The following is a 22,113-nucleotide window of genomic DNA, read 5'->3' as shown; positions in this document are numbered from 1 at the left end:
CCCCTACATTACCAATTATCAATTATCAATTCCTAATTTCCGTCGCAACTCTCATAAAATCTAAAATCTAAAATCTAAAATCTAAAATGGTTCGAGTACCTCCCGCAATAGTTATATTAGGTCAAAACAGCCAGCCGATCGCCAAAAAAATCTCCGCACATTTCCCCGGTTCCCAGATTTACGGTTTAATCGATCGCACTTCCAACACAGACATCAACTTTAGCAACTTCGGCGAAACATTGCGGGAATTATTTGCAACAGAAACCCCAATCATCAGCATCTGCGCCGCCGGAATCATCATCCGCACCCTCGCCCCGCTGCTGTCAGACAAACGTGCCGAACCGCCAGTTTTAGCCGTCGCCGAAGACGGAAGCGCCGTCGTACCGCTGCTGGGCGGTTTGCACGGCGTTAATGATTTGGCCAGAGAGATTGCAGCAGCCCTCGGCGTACAACCTGCAATTACCACCACCGGAGATATCCGGTTTCGCACCGCGCTGCTGAGTCCTCCCCAAGGCTATTATTTAGCGAATCCAGAGGACGCGAAGACTTTTATTTCAAATTTGCTCGCCGGGGCAAAAGTACGCCTAGAAGGGGCTGCAAGCTGGCTTTCCGAGAGCAATTTGCCGTTAGCGCAGCCCGCCCCTACGGGGGCTACGCCAACGGAGAGGATCGCCCCCGACGCACAATTGACGATCCGCGTCACCGAAAAAGCAATTGCGCCAACGCCCGATTGTTTAGTTTACCATCCGCAAATTGCAGCAGTTGCACTGACAAAGCTATCGAATATTGAGCCGGAAATAGCGGTTTCATTAGTGCAGCAAGTCTTGCAAAAAGCAGGTTTAGCAGCAGCTTCCGTTGCTGGATTTTTTGCATTAAAAGAGGAGATGGGAAATCCGGCACTTGAAGCAGTTTCACAATATTTTAAAGTCCCCGTCCGCTTTTTCAATCTCTCCGAACTTGTCGAATTAGACTTAATTGAATTCAGCGAAAATAAGGCCGCACAAATTGCCCTGACAGCAGCCGGTGCCAACAGTCACTTAATCGAGTCCGATCGCCCAAACTCCGTGAATTGCGCGATCGCCCTGGCCGCCCAACCCTTTGATGCTGGGGCGATCGGCATTAGCCGCGGCAAACTGGCGATCGTCGGTACCGGCCCCGGAGGCGCGGCCTGGATGTCCCCGGAAGTTAAGGAAATTCTGCGCGAAGCCACAGATTGGGTGGGTTACAAGTTCTATCTCGACTTAGCTGGAACCCTGCGCGAAGGACAAAAGCGGCACGATTCCGACAACCGCGAAGAGATCGATCGGGCCCGTTTTGCCCTAGATTTAGCAGCATCAGGAAAATCTGTCGCCGTGGTTTCATCGGGAGATCCGGGTATTTTTGCGATGGCTGCAGCGGTGTTTGAGGCGATCGACTTGGATGCCAAACCCGAATGGCAAGGCATCGATATTCGGGTGGCACCGGGCATTTCAGCCATGCAGGCGGCCGCGGCTGCGATCGGAGCACCCCTCGGACACGATTTTTGCGTGATTTCGCTTTCAGATATTCTCAAGCCTTGGGAGGTCATAGAACAGCGGATTGCCGCGGCGGCTGCTGCCGATTTAGTTATGGCATTTTACAATCCCATCTCGAAACAGCGGATTTGGCAACTCGCAAGGGCGATCGAGATTTTGTTGCAAAGTCGCGATCCTAAAACCCCCGTCATATTGGGGCGAAACCTGGGCCGGCCCGGTCAATCTGTGCGGGTTTGCACCCTCGGCGAATTCCAGCCGCAAGATGCAGACATGAGAACTTTAGTTATTGTCGGTTCGAGTCAGACTCGGATTATTCCCCGCAAATATGGAGATGTTTGGGTTTACACGCCGCGCAGGTACGAAAAATAAGTAAAGCAGCAAAAACTTAGGAAATAAGCAAATTACGGAAAGCTAATTGACTTTGACAAGGAGATTTTTTGATTTCGCTGGGGGAAGTCTAGGTTAAGAAATGGCGGCCAATCACTCGATCGCGATCGGCCTGTTATTTCATCTCATGGTTTTCACTCTCTATTGATGAGCGATCGTCTTTGATTACAGAAATCCTCGGTAATAAGGGCTTTCGATTTCCTGAAGCCGAGTTTTTCTGGCAGATATCGATCGAATTTAGATATCGAATCAACCTTAGTAAGGATTTCATCTTCATTTTGGGAGATATTCTATTTACATTTCACTAAATAAAAAAAGTTTTATATAGCCAAAATAAAATTAAGGGCGATCGAGGTTTGTTAAATTACTTAATCCGAGGATAATCCTACGGTTACAAAAAGAGGGTCTTCACCAGGAGGAGTCTTCTCTGTCTGTGGGTAGACGGACTTTTTTTTGTTCTTTTGATAAGCTTCCCTTAGCCAAAGCTTAAGAAAACGGTTAAAAAAAATGAAATTCCAAATTCCTCTAACTCCCGGAGTTGTAACCCAATTTCTGCTTCGAGTGGTGGCTTTTGTAGTTGTACTATCTTCCTTAAGTGACATCACTAAGCACTTCTTCCCGGATGCCCGGTTTGCAAAACGCCTTGTAGCGGTATTCAACCTTAATGAGGAGATGAACATTCCAACCTTCTACTCATGTTTGGCATTACTGTTTAGTGCTATCTTGCTGGGTACGATCGCCTATGCGAAAAATTTGGATAGTTCCCCCTACAAGCAGCACTGGAAAATTTTATCATTCATATTTTTATATCTATCTTTAGACGAAGTTTGTCAATTGCACGAAAGGCTTACTGAGCCGATGCGAAGCCTGGTAAATGGCACAGGATTTCTTTTCTATACTTGGGTTGTGCCGGTCGGTTTTATAGTAGTGATATTTCTGTTATCCTACACTAAGTTCCTGTTTCACCTTCCTGTTTCTACAAGAAAATTGTTTGTGGCAGCATGCGCTATTTATATTGCAGGATCAATTGGCGCGGAAGTGGTAGGGGGATACCTAGCTAGTACAACGGGGAGTAACCCTCTATTATACGCGATAGCAGCGACCCTTGAAGAGTCATTAGAAATGCTGGGCATCGTTGTATTTATCCACGCCTTGATTTCATATATCAAGACATATGTAGGCGGGGTAAGTTGGAATATTTACATACCCGGAAAAAACCAACAAGTTACCGAGCTTCAAAATATCGGCATACCTGCCCTGCACGAACCAGCCCACACAAATCTATTAAGGTAAATCATATCATTTCCGGTTACACCGGAATGATGTTGACGGTTGACGGTTCACTGTTCACAGTCAACTCGAATTTACTATTCCGATGCTAACGGATTTGATATCAGTTAAAAGCGGGTTTAATGGACGACGAAAATACTGCATTCGCGCCTTTAATCAGGATAAAAAACCCGCTTTCTTTGGTACTAATACGTCCTGAACCGAAGGTGCTGCGCTCTTCGGCGCACCTACAACTAATATGTAGGGTGCTTGCTGCCCCAAACTACTAATTAGACGTGGAACATCTTAGAGATGACATCCTCACCTTTACCAGAAAATCGTTAAGAGCAACCTTTGCATTAGGATTTGACGGCAAATGGCTTGTAAAACTTGCCTCTTCTAATATATTAATTAGCCGATCGCGCTCTTGCTGATAAAATTCTAAATCTGTATCTTCCAGCACAGATTGTTCCTCCCCAGCCAGCTTGCGGGCGATCAAATCAGGAATATACGACAACTGGAACTTATCGTTAAGTTTCACCAAATTCGCCTCGACTTCGCCCGTTTGCATCAAGTGAATCCCAGCCAGCAACACCCGGTAAACGTACAGCAGCGGCTTAACCCGACGCGGGCGTTCTTTCTCAAACAATTTCCATTGAGTTTTAGCAAAACCGAGATAGTGGTGGCTGTGGTGCTTGGTAATGCAGTCAGAGGCAATAGCCTTTAATTCCTCGTGTTCCTTTGTAGTGTAAACTATGAGCGGCGAATACAGTTGTTCTAGCACGTAGCCGTTGCGCTTCAACAGCAACTCAAAAAATTTCTTGATGTCGTGAGTTACTAAATCGAGTTGCATTCCATCCCGAACTTCAGAAACTTCGATTGTTTCTTCGTAAGAAATCAGCCCAATTACTTTCGGTAGCGGCAAAATGTGTACTCCCCGCAAGTCGAAGTCAGAATCTGCCGAAGGAAAGCCGTATAAGTGCGAACCGCTGACAGTCGCAAACAGCAGCGGATAAGGTTGAACTGAGATAATTTGGGCGAGATTCGAGATATATTCTGTCATTTTTTCAACATTTTATCAATGCTAATTTCAATTCCGGTTAAACAATCGCAAATACCTGTAGGGGCGGGTTTTACCAACCATATATAGCGGTTCTCAAGCGTGGTGAGGTATGGGGGCAAGTCCTATGCCCCATGCCCTATGCCCTATGCCCTATGCCCCATGCCCTATGCCCTATGCCCTATGCCCTATGCCCGCGATCGCACCTCTACGCGCTTCAATCAAAAACAGATTCGCTTTCTCGTAATTAGGACGTTCCGGTAAGGAAGTTGTAGCAAAAGCGCGATCGAACTCTGCGTGCAAGCTCAACCGCCAGCGATTCACCTCATCCCAGGATATTTCTTGGTTGCGGATAGATAAAAGTTGCGATCGATAATCCTGGACGCGAACGGGTACAAACCCCTCCTTGAGGACAGTAATTCCGGACAGCAACAAGCGAATTAAGTGCATCGCGTGCTTCCAACGAATTTCCCCAGTATTGCGGAGGTCTTGCTCCATTTTTTTAAATTGAGACAAAACGTAGCTATTGTAAGTTTGATAAACCAATTGAGAAAGAAAGATTTCCCGAATTTCCAGCAATTCTTGTGCTACAGGAGAAAGTGTTTCTACTAAAGGCGTGTACAAACATTCTAGCACATTTGGATTAGCTTTTAGTGCCAAAACTATAAACTTTTGCAGTTCCCAATAGCATTCCTGATTTTCCTTGTTTTCCAATTGTTCTGGGATGCCGTAAAGCGACCAATGAAGTATTGCCGGCGGCAGGTAAATCCCGCGTCTGTCTGTATCGGATTGCTCGTTATCTAGACCGTAGGCTCTCGAACCAAGAATGCAGCGGTAAATTACAGAATCATAGAGGTTGTATTCTGCGAGAAAATCTCCTCTTGAGTGCAACCCTTCGCTCTGAAACTGCTTGCGGATGCTGAGTTCGTGCCGCCGCAGACTAACTTTTGTTCCGTCTGGGAGTTTGACTAAATATGCGTGGGAATTGTCGGTAGGCGATTGAACGATGACGCCTACTAATCCCTGTTTCCAAGATTCGTTAGTTGCAGGATTTTTGACTTCAATTTTGGTGACAATTTGGGTTCCTGCGGGTAGGATTAAGTTGAAATTTTGAGGAAGATTGGCATTTGCCATGAGGGAACCTCCTGCGGGGGCACGAGCTACGATGTTATTGTAGCATATATGTAGTATAGAAGGGAAGTTTTGGGCGATCGGGGATTTGGTCTTGTTGAACATAGCCTAATTCACGATCGATTCTGCAAAAACAGAAAAAGAAATAATTAAAGAATCTCCCTCCTCAAATAGAATGCGCTGGCTTTTAATGCAAGGTGGGGCTGGATGAGATTTATAATCTGTTATAGGGAAAAATATAGGAGTGAAGCGATTCCCTTCGGGATAGCTTCGCTTCACGCACGCTCTAGAAAAAGGGTTGGTAAACGATATCGTAATGTCTCGTAACGAAGCGAACACCCGAAAAGAATTAATAGATAAAGCCATACAGACAGCGGGGATGAGTCTCATCGCTCGATTTACAACCAGTTCAGCCAGGTTGTGGATTATTTCGATGGGCGGATTATCGGGCTAACGGCAACGCTAGCAGCTTTTATTGAGCGCAATACGTTCCAGCTTTTTCGCTCGGATGGTATTCCGAGTTTTAATTATCCTTATCGGGATGCGGTTAATGAAGGCGATTGGGTAGATTACAGCCTTCCTCAAGCACAGACTCGCTTTCAACGGGAGGGGATTCGGGGGGCAAATTTTTCTGAAGAAGACCGCAATACCTTGATTGAGCAAGGGTTAGACCCCGATGAGATTGATTGCGAGGGGACGGGATTAGAGCGCACTCTCAGCAATCGGGATACGCTGCGGAGACAGTGGGAATATCTTATGCAGGTTTGCCACAAGGATGAATCGGGGCAGTATCCCGGCAAGATGATTGTATTTGCAGTAATTGAAGACCATGCTCTGCGGTGGGCAAGCCTGTTTGAAAAGACCTCCACGAAGATACGGTTACTCAAAATCTTTTTTACCGGTACTCCTAAAAGCCTATTGCTTGCCTTAAGGAAGAGGTTCTCAAAAAATTAATGCGGCTACTTGTTTTTTTTTCTTTTATCGCGCTACAGTAAAGGAGAGGTTTTTAATTCTGAAGCTGATATGCCTATCGATGATTCCCAGACGCCATATAATCAAAGCCAACTAGAGCAATTATACCCAAACAGTCAGGCTTCAAAAATGATGAAGCTGGATGCTAGCATCTTTTGGGAGATAAGTAGTTCAAAGCATTACCAGAACATGATCGCCAAACTCCTACAGGAGGAGTTTGTCGAAGCGAAAGATTTAGCCGATGTATCGGGTTTATCTCGATCGGCAGCTCTAAACCGTGCTGACGATCTAGTTCAGAAAGGGGTGGTACACAGGAGCATAAAGCCTGGTACTGAAAATAGGCACAAGCCTCCTTACATATTTTCCCTTTACCCTGAAGTCAAGTCACAGCTTGCTGCATTGCTAGGGGAGAAAGGTGTTGAATGGCACGATCGGCTTAAACAAGATGAGATTAAGGAAAGCGATCAAGACTTGCAACTAAATAAGGTACAACTCTCACCGACTAAGCAAGAGTCACAGCAGCTAGACTTTTCAGATGAGCTCGTTAAAGAAGAGCTAGAAAATCCAGTAGTCGTGTCCTCTGTCAAAACCAACGGCACTTCAGGGCAAGTACCTAGAACCGAACAACTATTAGATAACGCAGCAGAACGAAAACAAGAACCAACGAGCAAATTTGATGAAGAAAGCCAAAGCCTTGAGAAGCAAATAGGCATAGTTCTCACTAAAATGGCAAAAGAGATAGAAGCCCTTAGAAACCGAGTAGCCTCTTTAGAGCGCAAATTGGAACAAAAGACACAAGATACAGATGGCTTTGATTTTGGTCAAGTCTTAAGTATTTTGGAGCGAAAACAAAACGACAAGGACACACAATAGAAAGCTGACCTTGCCGTTTTGTCATACATAAGCGGGGTAAAACCCCAATACGTTTAGGAGCGATACAAGAAATGGGCGGCGCTTGGTGCCAGGTGGGCCTCGTAAACTCGACGCTGAGGGGTTCAATTCCCCTGCCGCCCACAAGCAATCAACTCGCTCTGTATCTGCTAGGAGACCAAACTGGAAGCCCAAAATTAGGTTTTTGCGCCCAGATTACTTAGTGTATGCATCATTTTAGCATATCACGGTCTCTTGGAAGTACAGGATAAACCTACAAAAGTCAAGAGAAATTTCCAATGTCAAAAAGTCAAGATTTTTCCAAGTCCCTGCTTCGGCGTATTGAACATGACGGTGAATACTTCACAGTGAAAAAGACAGGTCGATCCGGAATGTCCATGCGTGGTTTAGGCCGTTTTGTCGGCAAGACTTCAACAGCAATTAGTTATTGGGTTAAGAAAGTCAAGGAGGCCGATCCAATAAACAACAGCCTGCCTGAACCGCTAAAACCCTTTGCGGGCAAATCTTTGACCCTAGAGGGCTATACTGACCATCAAGGACGACGTGACATTCTGGAGGACAGATTTTGCTCTGCCATTGTTGAGTATTACGCTTCAGAGGCACATGATGCTGAGATTAACGTGATTGCCAAAGCACGTTTAGCTCTAATTCGCGATCTTGGTATGCGACTGTTTCTACACATGAAAACAGGTTGGCATCCAAACTGTGAAGCAGAAGAATTCAACCGAGACATTCGGGATAAGCCAAAGCTCCTGAAAGCAGAAATCCGAAACAATCACAGAATTACGTATAGTCGTCGCCGAGAGGTTCTAAAAGATCATGGGGTCAAGCTTTGCTCCCAAGGTTGGATTACTTGCCAGGACTACGAAATTCTCCTGAAAATGAACCCAAAAGAGTTACGAGAACTCCACGGAATATCAAAAGAGGATTTAATTGTCGATCACCTAGAAGCTTCTGACCAAGCTACACTGTCATTTGCACACATGATGCAATCAGAAAGCTTGGAAGCAAAAGACATTCATGGCTACTATCCGGTGAAAGGTGAGTGTGCCACTGTAATGCAGAAGGTCGTTGATTTTCGTGATTCGTTGCGATCTGAATCTCAAAAACAACTCCCAGGGGAAAGCAACTAACACTTTAGGCGCTCATTTCTAACCTCTCTAAGGGTGAACTTGATCACCCTTTCTTTTTTTTGTAAACTATCTTTTGCGAAAAAGTCTTTCCTTGGTTGCGGACGAGGGGAACTCGCTGTTAGTTGGGGACTTACTCAGTGACGAAGAAAAAGAGTTTTTTGCAAAAGCAAGTGTTTATTGCCTTTGACAATACGAGGAATGGAATTCTAGGTCTGACGAGAAACCAGAAACCCTTAACGGATGAGATAATAAATTCGATGGGCAATGCAGGATTTGAACCTGCGACCCCTTCCGTGTGAAGGAAGTGCGCTACCACTGTGCTAATTGCCCGCAGATAATTAAGATACCATACCAAGTCCAAATTCGCAACTAAAATTTTCCTAAAAATTCAGCAGCTTGTTTCCGAGTGAAACTCGACACAATGCCAAGAATACAGGCATTTGTCGAGTCTGGCATCAGTTAACCACCCACCAACCCGCCGCAGGGCCCACAAATCGCACTACAATCCACCAAGCCACCAAAAGGCTAATCCCGATCCAGCTTCCGCGACTTGTCCACTTGACAAAATCTTCGCTTTGGGTTTTCGTGATTGGCAGCCAGGGAAGGATGCGTTCTTCTTTACCGTATTCGTCGCCGATCGACTCTTTGCGACGCTTAGCTTCACCCATAATCTTTGTCTGCTAAATTAGATTTCAACTGGATACCCAACCAAATTATACGCCAACAGGTCATCTCAAGCCTGCGTCAGCCAAGTCGTATCCAAATAATCAATCCTCGCAAAAGGACTCAAAGCCGCTAAAACCTGCTGTCCGTAACTGCGGTGAATCACCCTGCTGTCGAAAATCGCCACCACCCCTTGACGTTCTCGCACCGGCGCGATCGCCCGCTGCAACTCATTCAGCGCCGCCGGCAGCAAATACAACCGAAACCAATCCCGGCGCTGCTCCTTATAATAAGCCACACGCGCCGTCACCAAAGGATTTTCCAAAGAAGGCAATGGCAAAGTTGCGATCGCCAGCAAGTGAGGCGCCCTCAATTCCCCCTGATGTTCCCGCCAAAACTCCCACCCCGTCACCAAAATCGCATTCTCGCCCACATCAGTCTTTTCTAGCTGCACCCGAGAACCGAACTCAGAAGCCAAAATCGCCGCCAGCCTAGCCTTCAGCGGTACATCACCCACAATCAACACCGTTAAACCCGCCACCGACGCGCTCATCAACAGCAAAGTCCGAATTTCTTCAATTAAAACACCCTGAAATTCCGGCGTATTTGGCAGCGGCAGCCAGTTGGGAATGTACAGTTGAATTAATTCGCTTTGTCGATCGGGCGAAAACTTAACGCTCGTCAATTCTGGCAGTCCCAGCATTTGCCGGAAGATCGGAGCCTTCGGTTCCACATCCACCGCCCCCCCAATCAACACCACAGGCTGACAATCCCAAATTTTGCTCAAAACCTCAGCCACCTGAACCGGCGCGCAGAAAAGAGAAAATGAGCCAGCCTCCCGATGAATTTGCGCCCACCGCAGTTTTCCGTTTGCTTCCCACCGCTGCCAAAAATTGCTCCAAGCAGCCGGAATCAGCGAATTTGGCTCGATCCTTTCCCACAGCCCCTCCAAAATATTTTGCTCTGCAGTTTCCAGCAAATAGCACTCCTCAGGTTTCGCCGGATGCTGAAAGAAAGCCCGCGTTAGCATTACCCGCCCTTGGAGGATTGCATCGGCTTCCAAAGGCACAGATTGCATTAAATCATTCCAGTCAGCAGGTTGCAAACACGCCGTCAATTGCTGGCGCGTCCACACTTCCAAATCATCCACACCGTCGATAATTGTCGGAATATTGCTCGGAAGTGGCGAATCAGCAGCCAAGCGAGCCGCCAGCCAAGACTCGGGATCTGCTAGCATCAATCCTCGTCCACTGGCATTATCCGAATAAATCTCGATCGGCCGCTCAGTTTGCAGCCACTCTTGCAAGCGCGGAATTTCCACCGCCTGCAAATGTTCCAGCAGCGGTATCGGCGCCACCAAAATCACAGGATCCGGCCACATCAAAATCGGCATCAAATAGCTGACTCGATACCGCTGTCGGTAAGCTCCAGCCGGAAGCCCCGTTTGGATCAGAGCGCTGCGCCCCAAGCGCAAAGCCCGCGCCACGAGCCGCGCCATCGTTAAATGGTGGGGCCAGTGCGGCTCGGAGTTCGATCGCAGGAAACGGAGCAGCGAGTTGTGGACTTCTACCTCAATCAATCGATTGTACTGTTAACATTCCTCAATCAACATAATCAAAACTGGCGATAAAATCAACTACTTTTTGACCCACAGGCAAACTGAATTTACTCTGGTGATTATTTCCACCTCGCTGACCAAAATTCGGGTGAGACTGCACGGTCAAAATCTCCTGCCCCGAACTAATTAAAATAGTTTGGGTAGGTGAATGAAAAAACCTTGTTTGCTGGTGGGCATTTAGTACTCCTTGCAGGTGGTTTTTCAACTCATTTAAATTCTCCACCGCTGCATTTAATGCTTTAGACAACTGCACTCTTCGTTTTTTTGCCAAATCTTGACTTTCGATATTTTTGCTAACAGCCATAATATTTTTCTGAGTTTGTACAGCATCCTTAAAAGGAAGAATCGCTACAAAAGCTGCTGGCAATAAATGCTCGTCGCTATCAAATCTAAAAGTGAGAGTTGTCCGGCGGTAGCCGACTTCAATATTGGGAGGACAGCTCAGTGGTGGGTAATGCTGAGCTATTTCGCTGTAAGCGATTGCTAAAGCGCTGTTGGCTGAGTGGTCTAAAAGTGCATCAACCACAATTCGCACCAACCCGGGCGTGTGATTTAAAAATTTTCTCGATTCTGACGACGACTTAAATTTTTGAATCTGAGTGCCATCGCCGGCGGGGCTGATGTCAACCCACTGGCAAGTAATATCATCTGCGATGATGCCAAACCGGGGAACCAAATACACTTTTGCCCCTGTTAAAGTTGCTCCCCTCAAATCAGCGCCCACCCAATCTGCATTAATCAAATTTGTTTCTGTCAAATCAGCGTGAACCAAACTAGCATTTGCTAAATTAGTATTTCTTAAATCTGCTCCGTTGAGGTTGGCTCCGCTGAATTTAGAATCGCTCAGATCGGCACCGTTGAGGTTAGCTCCGCTCAAATCAGCCCATTTGAGATTAGCTCCGCTCAAATCGGCACCGCACAGATCCACCTGCTGCAAACAAGCTTGTCTCAGATCCGCTTTGCTGAAATTGACGCCGCTAAGTTCTGCTTTCGTCAAATCCGCGCCGTGCAAGTTAGCTCCTTGAAAGTTAGCTGAAGCAGCGGAAGCACCTCTAAGATTTGCACCGGAAAGATTAGCACCGCACAAGTTAGCTTGCGTCAGTTTTACCTCTCTTAAATCTGCTTCAGTCAGGTTGGCGCCGCTGAAGTTAGCTTTGCTGAGTTCGCAGCGGACTAACTCGCTTCTAATCAGGGATGCTCCGATTAATTGAGCGGCAGTTAAATCGGCTCTCACTAAGTTTGCTACGTTGAGAGTAGCCCCGTTTAAGATTGCCCGCGAGAGATTGCTACTGCTGAGTCTAGCAACATTCAGGTTAGCTTCGCTCAAGTTAGCTTCGCTCAAGTTAGCGCCGCTGATGTTGGTGACAAATAAGCTAGCCCCCCTTAAAATAGATTGGCTGAGGTTGATGCGGCTGAGATTAGCTTCATTCAGGTTGATTCCTGTGAAATCTCTGTCGCCTTCTGTGTATCTTTTGACGAGTGCAAATCGTTTGAGAAGTTCTTCAGCTTCCATTTTTTTACCTAACTGAAAGGGCAATCGGCTAACTTTTATAGGGCATGAATAGAAATTATTTCAAATAAATTTATAGTATTTACTCACCGATCTGATAAAAGCTTTTGACAAACTCAACGACCGTATTTAGCGGCGGGGTTGTGAATCTTTGGGCTTTAATTGCAGGGCTGATAGAGGTTTTGTTGACTCCCGGCACATTTGTTAAGTTTCGGCCAAAGTCTGGGTGATAGTGAATCATCAAACTTTCGGCGCTGGAGTTAGCCAGTACAGTTTGGGTAGGCGATTGGAAAAAATTTGACTCTGGTTCGCGATCGAGGCGAATCGGCTGAATTTTCATTTCCCCTATTTTTCTCATTGTTTTGGTCAGGGTCACGTTCAATTGCACTACCATATTTGAGACTCTGACGCCCAGGTTATTGCCACTTTGGGGTTGAATCATTTTGATCAGAGTAATGAGATTTTTCTGAGTAAATGCCGCGTCGCTAAAGGGAATAATGGCAACAAAAGCTGTGGAAAATAGTTGCTCGTCTTGGTCTATTCTAAATGAGATGATTGTGCGTCGCGAATTTACTTCTATGCTGGGAGGATTGCTCAAACCCGAGTATTGACGGGCAATTTGACGGTAGGTAGCCGCGAGGATAAAGTTAGCGTCGGGGTCTAGGGGTCGATCGACAATAATTTGAACTGTCGGCGGTGTAGCATTGAAAAACCTTTGAGATTCTTCTGGGGTAAAGCGCTGAATGTGGCTGCGATCGCCGTTAGGGCTCATATCAACCCAATCGCAGGTAATGTCATCTGCTTTCACACCAAACCTGGACACCGCGTAAATTTTTGCCCCCGTCAGAGCCGCCCCCGTCAAATCTGCCCCCACCCAATCAGCGTGAATCAAATTGGCTTGAGTCAAATCCGCGTGTACCAGAGTAGCGTTCAACAGGTTGACATTGCTCAAATTTGCCCCGTACAAGTTAGCCCCGCTCAATCTCGCTTCGTCGAGGTCAGCGCCGGTCAAGTTCGCCCCGCTGAGGTCAGCCCACCGCAGATTAGCGCCTCGCAAGTCAGCGCCGCTGAGGTTGGCTTGAGACAGATTAGCTTGTCTGAGTTCGGCATTGCAGAGGTTGACTCCTCGCAAGTCTGCCCTACTGAGGTCGGCCCTGTGCAAGTTAGCCCGTTCCAAGTTTGCCGCTGTTAGGGAAGCGCCTCTGAGGTGAGCCCCGCTGAGGTCGGCTTGTTCTAGATTGGCTTCTCTGAGGGTTGCTTCTCTCAAATCTGCTTCGCTGAGGTTTGCACCGCTCAAGTTTGCACTGCTGAGGTTGGCTCGGATAAGTTCGGATCTGATCATTGTAGCTTCGACGAGTTGGGCTTCGCGGAGGTCGGCTCGAATCAAGTTAGCCACGTTGAGGATAGCGCCGCTGAGGTTGGCTTTATTGAGATTGGCACCGCTGAGTCTGGCAACATTGAGTTTGGCTTTTCTCATGTTGGCGTTTGACAGATTGGTGCCGCTCATGTTGGTGAGGCTCAAGATTGCCTCACTGAAATTAGCCCCGCTGAGATCGATCCTGCTGAGATTTGCCTCGCAAAGGAGGATGGCAGTAAAGTCTCTTTCTCCTGCTACATATTTGGTGATGAGTTCTTCGGCATCCATGCTTTTCAATTTCCCTGATGTGTTAGCTAGAACAAAGCTTTGTAGTGCCAACCTTTAAACTAGAATAAGCATTTTTTGTAACTTGATGCAATATGCCTAGACATCTATATTGTGGAAGCCTTTTATAAAATCCAAAAAGGTACTGATATTAGCTTGAGCCAATTTTGTGCTTTCGGCTAACTTGGCGGAGGTTGAGTTGGTCTGGTCGTATTTTTTAATCAGCCGCTTGCCGAAGGCTGGGTGGTGATAGACGCTGAGTCTTTGGTCGCGGGAATTAATTAAGATCATCTGTGTAGGAATTTGAAAAAAATTGATGCTTTCGCCGATTTTTGGAAAAGAACTCGAAATTTTGATTTGGTCTACTTTACTGATAGCTTGATTGAGAGCTTTGCTGCATAACTGGACGTGTTTGGATTCTTTGACGTTAAGTTTGCCTGAATCGTGAGATTGAATCATTTTCATCAAAGCGATCAGGTTTTTTTGAGTTGTGGCGGCGTCGTTAAAAGGAATGATGGCAACGTAAGCGGTGGCAAATAATTTATCGTCGCTGTCCATTTTAAAAGCGAGTACGGTGCGCCGGGAGCTGACTTCGATCGTGGGCGGCTGACTTAAAGTCGGGTATTGTTGGGCAATTTGGTAATAAGTGGCAGCCAGGGCAAAATGAGCGCCTTGGTCTAAGGGCGAGTCAATCACAATCCGAACTGTGGGCAAGGTTTCGTGAAAAAATTCGTGGGTTCCTCCGGAGTTTAACCAGTAAATTTGGCTGTGGTCGCCGTTTGGACTCAGATCCACCCACTTGCAGGTCATGCCTTCGGTTTTGATGCCCAGCCGCGAAACGCCGTGGAGTTTGGCTCCGGTTAAGGTGGCTCCGGTTAAGTCGGCTCCAATCCAGTCGGCGCGGATCAGATAGGCATTTGACAGGTCGGCGTGAACTAAACTGGCTTTCAATAAGTTGGCGTGGCAGAGGTCGGCTCGGCTGAGGTCGGCACCGCTTAATTTAGCTTCGCTGAGGTCTGCCCAGCGCAGATTGCAGCCGCTGAGAATGGCCCAGCGCAGATTGACGCCGCTGAGGTCGGCGCCGCTGAGTACGGCTTGAGTGAGGTTGGCTTGTCGCAGTTCTGTGCCTCGCAAATCGGCGCCGCTGAGGTCGGCTCGGCTGAGGTCGGCGCCTTGGAGGTTGGCTTGTTCGAGGTTGGCTTCTGTCAAGCACGCGCCGCTGAGGTGAGCGCCTCGAAGGTTGGCTTGAGCGAGGTTGGCTCCTCGGAGAGTGGCTTCGGTGAGCGTGGCGCCGCTGAGGTTGGCTCTGCAGAGGTTGGCTCCGCTGAGCTCGGCTCGAATGAGCTCGGCTCTGATCAGTTTTGCTCCTGTGAGTGTGGCTCTTTTGAGGTCAACTCGCACGAGGTAGGCGACGTTGAGGTCTGCGTCAGTGAGGTTGGCGCCGCCGAGATGGGCGCCGCTGAGTCTGGCGATGTTGAGTTTGGCACCGGTGAGGTTGGTTTTGCTGAGGTTGGCTCCGCTCAGGTTTGCTACACTCAGATTCGCACCCTTGAGGTTGGCTCCGCTCAAGTTGACGCCGCTGAGGTTGGCCTCAGTCAGGTTGATTCCGGCAAAGTTTCTTTCTCCGGCGGCATATTTTTTCAGGAGTTCCTCGACTGTCATGGGGGCGGTACCGTATCAAATATCCCCATTTTATTGCTATGAATATCGGTATTGTAGGACTGGGTTTAATTGGTGGCTCGATCGGGCTGGATTTGCGATCGCGCGGGTGTGATGTTTTTGGCGTCTCGAGTCGGCAGCAAACTTGCGATCGGGCGCAAGCTCGCGGTGTTGTCAATGATGCCAGCATACACCTGTCTCTGATGGCAGCAGCCGATGTGGTTTTTATTTGCACCCCTTTGGGGTCGATCGAGCCGATCGTCCGAGATTTGGTACCCCATCTTTCCCCTAATACTATTGTAACGGATGTCGGTTCTGTAAAAACACCCATAGTGCAGGCTGTGTCTTCTCTGTGGCCGAATTTTGTGGGGGGACACCCGATGGCGGGGACTGCTGAAAGCGGAATCGACGCGGCGGTGCCGGATTTGTTTGTGGGCAGACCTTACGTGCTGACGCCGCAGCCTCAGACGCCGGCGGCTGCGGTGGACCGGGTTGAGGAAATTGCACGGTTGCTGGGTGCCTCAGTTTACCGATGTTCCCCTCTCGATCACGATCGAGCTGTGGCTTGGATTTCTCATTTGCCGCTCGTGGCGAGCGCGACGCTGGTTGCAGCAGGAGTTCGGGAGGGCGATCGGGATATTGTTAATTTAGCCCAACATTTGGCGAGTTCTGGTTTTCGGGACACGAGCCGCGTAGGCGGCGGCAATCCCGAGCTGGGAGTGATGGTGGCAAAGTACAATCGAGAGGAATTGTTGCGATCGCTCTCTATTTACCGCGACTGTCTCGACGAGTTCATCAGCGATATCGCAGCGGAAAATTGGCAAGCTCTCGAACACAAGCTGAAGCTGACTCAACAAGCGAGACAGAATTACAAATTGTGAGCCAAAAATTACTTAAAACGGTTCCCGTCTAGATTATGATTTGTGGACGCCTATATATTGAGTTTCCATGTACACTTATTCTCGACTCAAGCGATTTTTACTGGGTGAATCTCTTCCGACTAGCGCATCTATTCACGAACGGCTGAGTAACGCTACTGGACTAGCTGTTCTGGCTTCCGATGCACTTTCGTCTGTTGCCTACGCTACTCAAGAAACTCTGCTCGTGCTATTACTAGCGGGGAGTAGCAGTTTGAGTTTATCGCTGCCTATTTCTGGAATTATTATTTTACTGTTGGCGATCGTGGCGCTGTCTTACCGACAGACAATTAAAGCGTACCCCAACGGCGGTGGCGCTTACATTGTAGCGCGAGAAAACTTGGGTATTTATCCCGGTTTGATCGCAGCGGCTTCGTTGATGATTGACTACATTTTAACTGTAACTGTAAGTATTTCGGCTGGCGTTGCGGCCTTAACTTCAGCAGTTCCCTCGCTGCACCCCTACACAGTTGAACTGTGCTTATTTTTTATTGTCCTAATCATGTTTGCCAATCTCAGGGGATTGCGGGAATCGGGCAATATATTTATGGTTCCCACCTATGGGTTTCTCATTGGCATTTTTATTTTGATTGGCTGCGGTTTATTCCAACAGGCAACAGGTCATGTTTTTCCGACCGTACAAAATATTCCAGCTCAGGAACCTTTGGGATTATTTCTGCTGGCGCGCGCCTTTGCGGCGGGCTGTACTGCCCTGACTGGAGTTGAAGCCATATCAGACGGGGTGTTGGCTTTTAAGCCTCCTGAATGGAAAAATGCGCGCCTGACTTTGACCTATATGGGGGGAATTCTGGGAGCGATGTTTTTGGGGATTAGTTACTTGGCTCATATTTATCAGGTGATTCCTACAGAACATGAAACCCTCCTTTCTGTATTGGGAAAACAGATTTTTGGTGTCGGTATATTTTATTACTATTTGCAGGCAGCAACTCTATTAATTTTGCTGTTGGCGGCAAATACGAGCTATGCTGATTTTCCGCGACTTTGTTATTTTTTGGCGCGGGACGGGTACTTGCCCCGGCAGTTGTCGCTGTTGGGCGATCGACTGGTTTATTCTAATGGCATTAATCTGCTCAGCTTCTGCGCTGCTCTTTTAATTATCATCTTTCGAGGCAATACGAGCGCGGTGCTTCCCCTGTATGCGGTTGGAGTTTTCACTTCTTTTACTCTCTCCCAATCGGGAATGGTAATTCACTGGTTTAAGGAACGAGGTAGAGGTTGGCAAGTTAGTGCTGTGATGAACGGTATTGGTGCAGTGGCAACAATGGGAGTTTTGGCTGTAATTCTCGCTACAAAATTCCTTTTGGGAGCTTGGGTTGTCGTAGTAACTATTCCGATCGTAGTCAGTCTATTTTTAGCTATTCACCGACACTATCGGTATGTCGCGGCTCGCTTGAGCATTCAGGGAATAGAACCGAGGTCTTATCTTCCCAGACCTAAAGTTAAGACGGTGACACATCCGGCAGTAGTGTTAGTCGGGCAGTTGCACCGGGGTACTTTCGAGGCCCTTGATTACGCTCGTTTAATTGCTGATGAAGTTGTGGCAGTTCACGTAGATATTGGTTTGACCGATCGAGAAAAATTACAATTAGCTTGGAAAGATTTGCAGTCAGATATTCCTTTGGAAATTCTGGAATCTCCTTACCGTTCTGTTAGTTCGGCTTTGACACACTTTTTGACTTTGTTTGAAGAGCAGCGACCGGGAGTGTATTTAACACTGATAATTCCGGCTTTTGTGACGCGAAATTGGTGGGAGGGACTGCTGCACAATCAAACTGCTTTCTTTTTGAAAGCTACTTTGCGGGCTAAAAAAAGTCGGGTTGTCACAACGGTTAGATATTATCTGTGAACTAACCTGACCGTCAACGGATTACCGTTAGACCGCAGGCTTCTTTTTCCTTTTTTGCAAAGGCTTTTTTGAGTGACGGAGTTCCCCCGCCACTTTCGTAGCTTAGACCAATCTTCTTTATAAGTTTGGCTGAATTTTCATCTCGCTCCAAAGATTCTCCACACTGACAAGAATGCCATCGATCTGACAATTCTTTCGGTACTTTGTTAAGGCAATTCCAGCAATGCTGAGAAGTTCCTTTGGGGTCAATAAATAGAACCGTTTTACCTAACTTCCAAGCGACATACTTGAGGACGCTGGCGAATTGCCCGTGAGCAACATCAAGCATTGATTTATTTAAGCCACTTTTAGCTGACTGACCGTTTGGCAAATAAACCAAATGGCTATCCTCTATATCGGTCTTGGGCTTGGCACGTCTAGTCAGATTTTTGACACTCAAGTCTTCAATAACTAAAACATCACATTTGCCAAATAGCTCATGTGCCGTTTTGAATTGAAAATCCAGTCTAGCTCTAGCTATAAACTGATGGAGTTTGGAAGTCCTGTCCTTGATAACTTTCCAAGGCTTGTCACCCTTGATTTTTTTAGCTAACTTCGCTTGAAGTCTTGCCAGTTTCTGGGCCGACTTCCTTAAGAATCTAGGATTTTCAACTCTTTCCCCATTAGAAAGATAAACGTAATTAGTGATTCCTAAGTCGATACCAACAGTATTTTTGTCAGTCGGTTGAATTTCTGCAACCGTTACGGGAACCGTCTTATCTTCTAGCGTCAGGGAAATATACCACCCATCCGCTTCTTTGACGACTGTACCCGTCTTAACCTTAAATCCTGTTGGTATTGAACGATGGAAAACCATAGGCACTTGACCTATTTTTGCCAGGTTAATACAAATCCTATTTTGCTCATCCTTAGCAATATCTAAGTTGTCTAATTGAGAGTAAGTGAAAGATTTGTAGTAGTGAAACCCTTTGAACTTGGGTTTGCCTCTACGATTGCCATTTTTGTCCGGCGTGGTGAAATTTGAAAAGGAAGTTTCCACCCTGTTTACAACATCCTGCAAAACCTGCGAATCCAACACTTTGTAATCAGGAAATAGTTTTTTAGTGTTTTTCAGGTCAGCAAGCTGTATGGTTTGCCACTGGACGTAACCGCCTTCAATATTTGAGAAAATGTCACCTTTTCTGGTCAAAGGATTGCCTAACTCATCCTTTTTTCTACCATCCCTAGTCTGCACCCTAGTTAAGGGAATATTTTGATAAATCTCCTCAACAGGGACTAGAGAAACAATCAAGGGGCAGGCATTGATAGGTGTTCTCGTGGCTTCCCACCACCTAAATCTTTCGCGCCCGTCGGTAGTTGTACTGCCGACGACAGAGTTCTAAATGAGCCACAATTGTTGCTAGTTGGGCTTTTGTGGGTTTGAGGCGGTATTTGTATGTCACTTGCATTGGAAACTTCCTTTTTTCGACCTACTTTAATGTACCATTTTTTAACTTTAATGTTTAGAAAGTACATTAAAGTTAAAGGTACTTGCAATGTCTAATTGTCGCCTTCCGTCCCTCCATTCGACGCTTCTGGACATCCCTGCGGTAATTTATTCGGGGTACTTCGCGCAGCGCTCAGATTAATCCCCTTTAAATATACCGAGGGACTTGCCGGCTGATAGTTAAGTGGGGATGGTCAACCACGGGGGATTGCCCCTACTTCCTCGCAATAAAGACTGGAATGCGGTCGGACGCGCTGGCCCAAGAAACCCGGTTTCTTCGCAAAATCTTTGGTTTGGATGCGATTTTGCTAGGCAGAAACCGGGTTTCTGACACCGCTGGGTAAATCATATATATTTATTAAAAATTCAATGAAAGGGTTGACATATCAAAAATGATATGTTAGAAGTTGAGTCATTAGAAAAGTTGCCTTTCAACTTATCTTGAAAAAGATTGCGGCTGCTGAACCCAAGTCTTTTGTTCCCTAAAAAATCTCTTCAACTTTTGGGGGTTGCTATGCAACCCGCAACAGACTATTTATGCAGCAGCCAAAAAACTTGAACAGGCTTTTGCGAGCTTTGTCTCGGCAAGGTCTTGATGTTAGTTACAGCAACAAAGTTTACTCCATTTCTCTCAATAGTTCTTTGAAAGAACACTGGCAAGATGCCAGTGCTCCAACAGCAGAAGTTTTGCTCCCAGAGGATTTTCCTGTGGAAGCAAAGGCGCTCAAACAGTTAGCAAATTTGGCGAATGTTCGACACCCTCAAGGCGGCTGCGTTTGCCGCGCCTGCGCTACTCCTGACTTCCATCCGGGGGATGCGGGGGTGGCGATCGGCTCTATTGTAGAAACAGCAGGAATGGTGATTCCGGCGGCTACCGGTTCTGATATCAATTGCGGGATGCGGTTACACGTTGCGGATTTGTCGATCGAACAATTCCTCAGTCAATCGATTTTAGATTTTAGATTTTAGATTTTAGATTGACCCCACGGATAAATGCGGGGACTTGAGGATTTTCGATTTGAGATTTTGGATTGATTCCACGGATAAATCACGTGGCGGGTACCACCTTTGAAATTCACTTGTCAGCGCGATCGATTTGTAGAATTGCTCAAAGGCGATTATTTCTTCGGTACTCGCGATGTCAGCATGACTGCAAAAACTGCTCGCGCCATGTTCCAACACGGGATTCCCGGATGGCTGGATGCTATGCCAGACGAGGCAACCGGCAGCGCGGCTAATTCGGATTTCCAGCAGTTGGCTACAGAGTGCGATTAAGAGCGGGATAGCTTGGCACGCGCGTACTTTCCTCGGCGGTTCCATGAATGGCGATGTCAAATGGGCGCCCGAAGAATTAGTCCCAAATGACCAAGAATTTCAAAGGTGGTACCCGCCACGTGATTTATCCGTGGAATCAATCCAAAATCTCAAATCGAAAATCCTCAAGAAAGAGCATTTATCCGTGGGGTCAATCTAAAATCTAAAATCTAAAATCTAAAATCGATTGACGGCTTAGTCAGGGATGGCGGGTTAGCTACCATCGGTGGCGGCAATCACTTTGTCGAAATTCAAGTGGTTGAGGAAGTTATCGATCGAGCTACGGCTTATACTTGGGGAGTTCGATCGGGACAAATCGCTTTTATGATTCACTCGGGGTCGCGGAATGTCGGCAAATATATCGGCGGAATGTGGCGCGATCGAGCTTGCGAGGCCTGGCCGAAAACTCTGAAACATCCTGAATCCGCGCTTTTCCCGCTGTCTGCTGCTGCAAATCCCGAACTTGTGAACAGCTACCTGCAAGCGGAAGCAACCGCCGCTAACTACGGTTTTATCAACCGTTTGCTGCTAGCAGAACTTTTGCGCTGGCGTTTGCGGCAAGTTTTCGGCGATGTGGAAGCTCCCTTAGTATACGATTTGCCTCACAATATCACCTTAGCTGAAGGTGCCGGCTGGGTAACGCGCAAAGGCGCTTGTCCCGCACATTCCGGCCAGCCTGTAATTGTACCGGGTTCGATGGGCGCGCCGTCTTTTTTACTGGTTGGTTCGGGGAACGATCGATTTTTGCGATCGGCTTCTCACGGTGCAGGTAGGGCGCGATCGCGCTTCGATATGAGCCGCCAAGGTGCTGACAAAACTGAGTCGACTTTGGGATTAACGGGCGTAGATTGCATTACCTGGCGCGAAGAACGCAGAATCGAAGAAGCACCGGCCGCTTACAAGCCTATTCAACCAGTAATTGACGTCCAGGTTGAGGCGCAAATAGTTGGTGTTGTCGCTAAAATGAAGCCAGTGTTAACGTTTAAAGCCTAGGAACGGGGCATTTGAGAATTAAAAATTGAACAAGGGTAAGGTGCGCGCCGAGCACCCTACTAATTTTTAATTCTCGACCCTATTTCC

General features: G+C 47.2%; 19 protein-coding genes and 1 tRNA gene. 10 read left to right on the top strand and 10 right to left on the bottom strand.

The annotated features are described in order from the left end of the window. Positions 1-86 precede the first annotated feature (86 nt). Together cobJ and QUB56_RS10465 are read left to right on the top strand one after the other, a co-directional pair. Positions 87-1,883, top strand: a complete 1,797-nt coding sequence (gene cobJ / locus QUB56_RS10470) for a precorrin-3B C(17)-methyltransferase (RefSeq protein ID WP_332955082.1) — start codon at positions 87-89, stop codon at positions 1,881-1,883. A 525-nt stretch (positions 1,884-2,408) separates the two neighbouring features. Then, a complete protein-coding gene (locus QUB56_RS10465; RefSeq protein ID WP_332955081.1) occupies positions 2,409-3,194 on the top strand; it encodes a hypothetical protein in 786 nt (261 codons plus the stop codon). Positions 3,195-3,456: 262 nt separating this feature from the next. On the opposite strand, the gene QUB56_RS10460 is transcribed toward QUB56_RS10465, so the two are convergent. Next, entirely contained in the window at positions 3,457-4,233 is a 777-nt protein-coding gene (locus tag QUB56_RS10460; RefSeq protein WP_332955080.1) for a nucleotidyltransferase domain-containing protein, read from the bottom strand. Between the two features lie 171 nt (positions 4,234-4,404). After that, positions 4,405-5,364: a DNA polymerase beta superfamily protein gene (locus QUB56_RS10455; RefSeq protein WP_332955079.1), complete on the bottom strand. Its 960-nt coding sequence runs from the start codon at positions 5,362-5,364 to the stop codon at positions 4,405-4,407. Positions 5,365-5,781: 417 nt separating this feature from the next. On the opposite strand from QUB56_RS10455, the gene QUB56_RS10450 reads away from it, so the two are divergent. From QUB56_RS10450 to QUB56_RS10440, 3 genes are all read left to right on the top strand, one after another. Further along, complete coding sequence (locus QUB56_RS10450) at positions 5,782-6,315, top strand: hypothetical protein (RefSeq protein WP_332955078.1); 534 nt, start codon at positions 5,782-5,784, stop codon at positions 6,313-6,315. A 69-nt stretch (positions 6,316-6,384) separates the two neighbouring features. Further along, positions 6,385-7,206 carry a hypothetical protein gene (locus QUB56_RS10445; RefSeq protein ID WP_332955077.1) on the top strand — a complete coding sequence of 274 codons (822 nt, stop codon included), beginning with the start codon at positions 6,385-6,387 and terminating at the stop codon, positions 7,204-7,206. Between the two features lie 296 nt (positions 7,207-7,502). After that, entirely contained in the window at positions 7,503-8,357 is an 855-nt protein-coding gene (locus tag QUB56_RS10440) for a hypothetical protein (protein WP_332955076.1), read from the top strand. Between the two features lie 258 nt (positions 8,358-8,615). Here QUB56_RS10440 and QUB56_RS10435 read toward each other — a convergent pair. The 6 genes from QUB56_RS10435 to QUB56_RS10410 form a co-directional block, all read right to left on the bottom strand. Beyond that, positions 8,616-8,687 (bottom strand) — tRNA-Val (locus tag QUB56_RS10435). A gap of 125 nt (positions 8,688-8,812) precedes the next feature. Beyond that, on the bottom strand, positions 8,813-9,025 hold the full coding sequence (locus tag QUB56_RS10430) for a DUF2839 domain-containing protein (protein ID WP_332955075.1): 213 nt from the start codon (positions 9,023-9,025) through the stop codon (positions 8,813-8,815). Positions 9,026-9,090: 65 nt separating this feature from the next. Continuing rightward, entirely contained in the window at positions 9,091-10,599 is a 1,509-nt protein-coding gene (locus QUB56_RS10425) for a helicase C-terminal domain-containing protein (RefSeq protein ID WP_332955074.1), read from the bottom strand. 22 nt (positions 10,600-10,621) lie between these two features. Beyond that, on the bottom strand, positions 10,622-12,151 hold the full coding sequence (locus QUB56_RS10420) for a pentapeptide repeat-containing protein (RefSeq protein WP_332955073.1): 1,530 nt from the start codon (positions 12,149-12,151) through the stop codon (positions 10,622-10,624). A 79-nt stretch (positions 12,152-12,230) separates the two neighbouring features. Further along, positions 12,231-13,793, bottom strand: a complete 1,563-nt coding sequence (locus QUB56_RS10415; protein WP_332955072.1) for a pentapeptide repeat-containing protein — start codon at positions 13,791-13,793, stop codon at positions 12,231-12,233. 96 nt (positions 13,794-13,889) lie between these two features. Further along, positions 13,890-15,452: a pentapeptide repeat-containing protein gene (locus QUB56_RS10410; protein ID WP_332955071.1), complete on the bottom strand. Its 1,563-nt coding sequence runs from the start codon at positions 15,450-15,452 to the stop codon at positions 13,890-13,892. Positions 15,453-15,490: 38 nt separating this feature from the next. On the opposite strand from QUB56_RS10410, the gene QUB56_RS10405 reads away from it, so the two are divergent. Together QUB56_RS10405 and QUB56_RS10400 are read left to right on the top strand one after the other, a co-directional pair. Further along, positions 15,491-16,330, top strand: a complete 840-nt coding sequence (locus QUB56_RS10405; protein ID WP_332955070.1) for a prephenate/arogenate dehydrogenase — start codon at positions 15,491-15,493, stop codon at positions 16,328-16,330. A gap of 67 nt (positions 16,331-16,397) precedes the next feature. Next, entirely contained in the window at positions 16,398-18,233 is a 1,836-nt protein-coding gene (locus QUB56_RS10400; protein WP_332955069.1) for an APC family permease, read from the top strand. A gap of 13 nt (positions 18,234-18,246) precedes the next feature. On the opposite strand, the gene QUB56_RS10395 is transcribed toward QUB56_RS10400, so the two are convergent. Then, the gene (locus QUB56_RS10395) at positions 18,247-19,524 is read right to left on the bottom strand and encodes a transposase (protein WP_332955068.1); all 1,278 of its coding nucleotides are present in this window, start codon (positions 19,522-19,524) and stop codon (positions 18,247-18,249) included. Positions 19,525-19,564: 40 nt separating this feature from the next. Continuing rightward, a complete protein-coding gene (locus QUB56_RS10390) occupies positions 19,565-19,681 on the bottom strand; it encodes a helix-turn-helix domain-containing protein (RefSeq protein WP_332955067.1) in 117 nt (38 codons plus the stop codon). 575 nt (positions 19,682-20,256) lie between these two features. Here QUB56_RS10390 and QUB56_RS10385 point away from each other — a divergent pair. From QUB56_RS10385 to QUB56_RS10375, 3 genes are all read left to right on the top strand, one after another. Beyond that, on the top strand, positions 20,257-20,688 hold the full coding sequence (locus QUB56_RS10385; RefSeq protein WP_332955066.1) for an RtcB family protein: 432 nt from the start codon (positions 20,257-20,259) through the stop codon (positions 20,686-20,688). 99 nt (positions 20,689-20,787) lie between these two features. Beyond that, entirely contained in the window at positions 20,788-20,994 is a 207-nt protein-coding gene (locus QUB56_RS10380) for a hypothetical protein (RefSeq protein WP_332955065.1), read from the top strand. A 225-nt stretch (positions 20,995-21,219) separates the two neighbouring features. Beyond that, positions 21,220-22,026 (top strand): RtcB family protein, encoded by an 807-nt coding sequence (locus QUB56_RS10375; RefSeq protein ID WP_332955093.1) that lies wholly within the window; start codon positions 21,220-21,222, stop codon positions 22,024-22,026. The last annotated feature ends 87 nt before the right edge of the window (positions 22,027-22,113 follow it).

The sequence above is a fragment of the Microcoleus sp. AR_TQ3_B6 genome, from assembly GCF_036702785.1.
Taxonomy (GTDB): Bacteria; Cyanobacteriota; Cyanobacteriia; order Cyanobacteriales; family Microcoleaceae; genus Microcoleus.
The sequence above is the reverse complement of the archived record's forward strand: the minus strand, read 5'-3'. Positions and strand labels throughout refer to the sequence as shown.

What these genes read in the sequence shown, in the direction of transcription:
- cobJ (WP_332955082.1), top strand. Translation starts at nt 87, where the DNA reads ATGGTTCGAGTACCTCCCGCAATAGTTATATTAGGTCAAAACAGCCAG.
- QUB56_RS10465 (WP_332955081.1), top strand. Translation starts at nt 2,409, where the DNA reads ATGAAATTCCAAATTCCTCTAACTCCCGGAGTTGTAACCCAATTTCTG.
- QUB56_RS10460 (WP_332955080.1), bottom strand. Translation starts at nt 4,233, where the DNA reads ATGACAGAATATATCTCGAATCTCGCCCAAATTATCTCAGTTCAACCT.
- QUB56_RS10455 (WP_332955079.1), bottom strand. Translation starts at nt 5,364, where the DNA reads ATGGCAAATGCCAATCTTCCTCAAAATTTCAACTTAATCCTACCCGCA.
- QUB56_RS10445 (WP_332955077.1), top strand. Translation starts at nt 6,385, where the DNA reads ATGCCTATCGATGATTCCCAGACGCCATATAATCAAAGCCAACTAGAG.
- QUB56_RS10440 (WP_332955076.1), top strand. Translation starts at nt 7,503, where the DNA reads ATGTCAAAAAGTCAAGATTTTTCCAAGTCCCTGCTTCGGCGTATTGAA.
- QUB56_RS10430 (WP_332955075.1), bottom strand. Translation starts at nt 9,025, where the DNA reads ATGGGTGAAGCTAAGCGTCGCAAAGAGTCGATCGGCGACGAATACGGT.
- QUB56_RS10420 (WP_332955073.1), bottom strand. Translation starts at nt 12,151, where the DNA reads ATGGAAGCTGAAGAACTTCTCAAACGATTTGCACTCGTCAAAAGATAC.
- QUB56_RS10415 (WP_332955072.1), bottom strand. Translation starts at nt 13,793, where the DNA reads ATGGATGCCGAAGAACTCATCACCAAATATGTAGCAGGAGAAAGAGAC.
- QUB56_RS10410 (WP_332955071.1), bottom strand. Translation starts at nt 15,452, where the DNA reads ATGACAGTCGAGGAACTCCTGAAAAAATATGCCGCCGGAGAAAGAAAC.
- QUB56_RS10405 (WP_332955070.1), top strand. Translation starts at nt 15,491, where the DNA reads ATGAATATCGGTATTGTAGGACTGGGTTTAATTGGTGGCTCGATCGGG.
- QUB56_RS10400 (WP_332955069.1), top strand. Translation starts at nt 16,398, where the DNA reads ATGTACACTTATTCTCGACTCAAGCGATTTTTACTGGGTGAATCTCTT.
- QUB56_RS10390 (WP_332955067.1), bottom strand. Translation starts at nt 19,681, where the DNA reads ATGCAAGTGACATACAAATACCGCCTCAAACCCACAAAAGCCCAACTA.
- QUB56_RS10385 (WP_332955066.1), top strand. Translation starts at nt 20,257, where the DNA reads ATGCAGCAGCCAAAAAACTTGAACAGGCTTTTGCGAGCTTTGTCTCGG.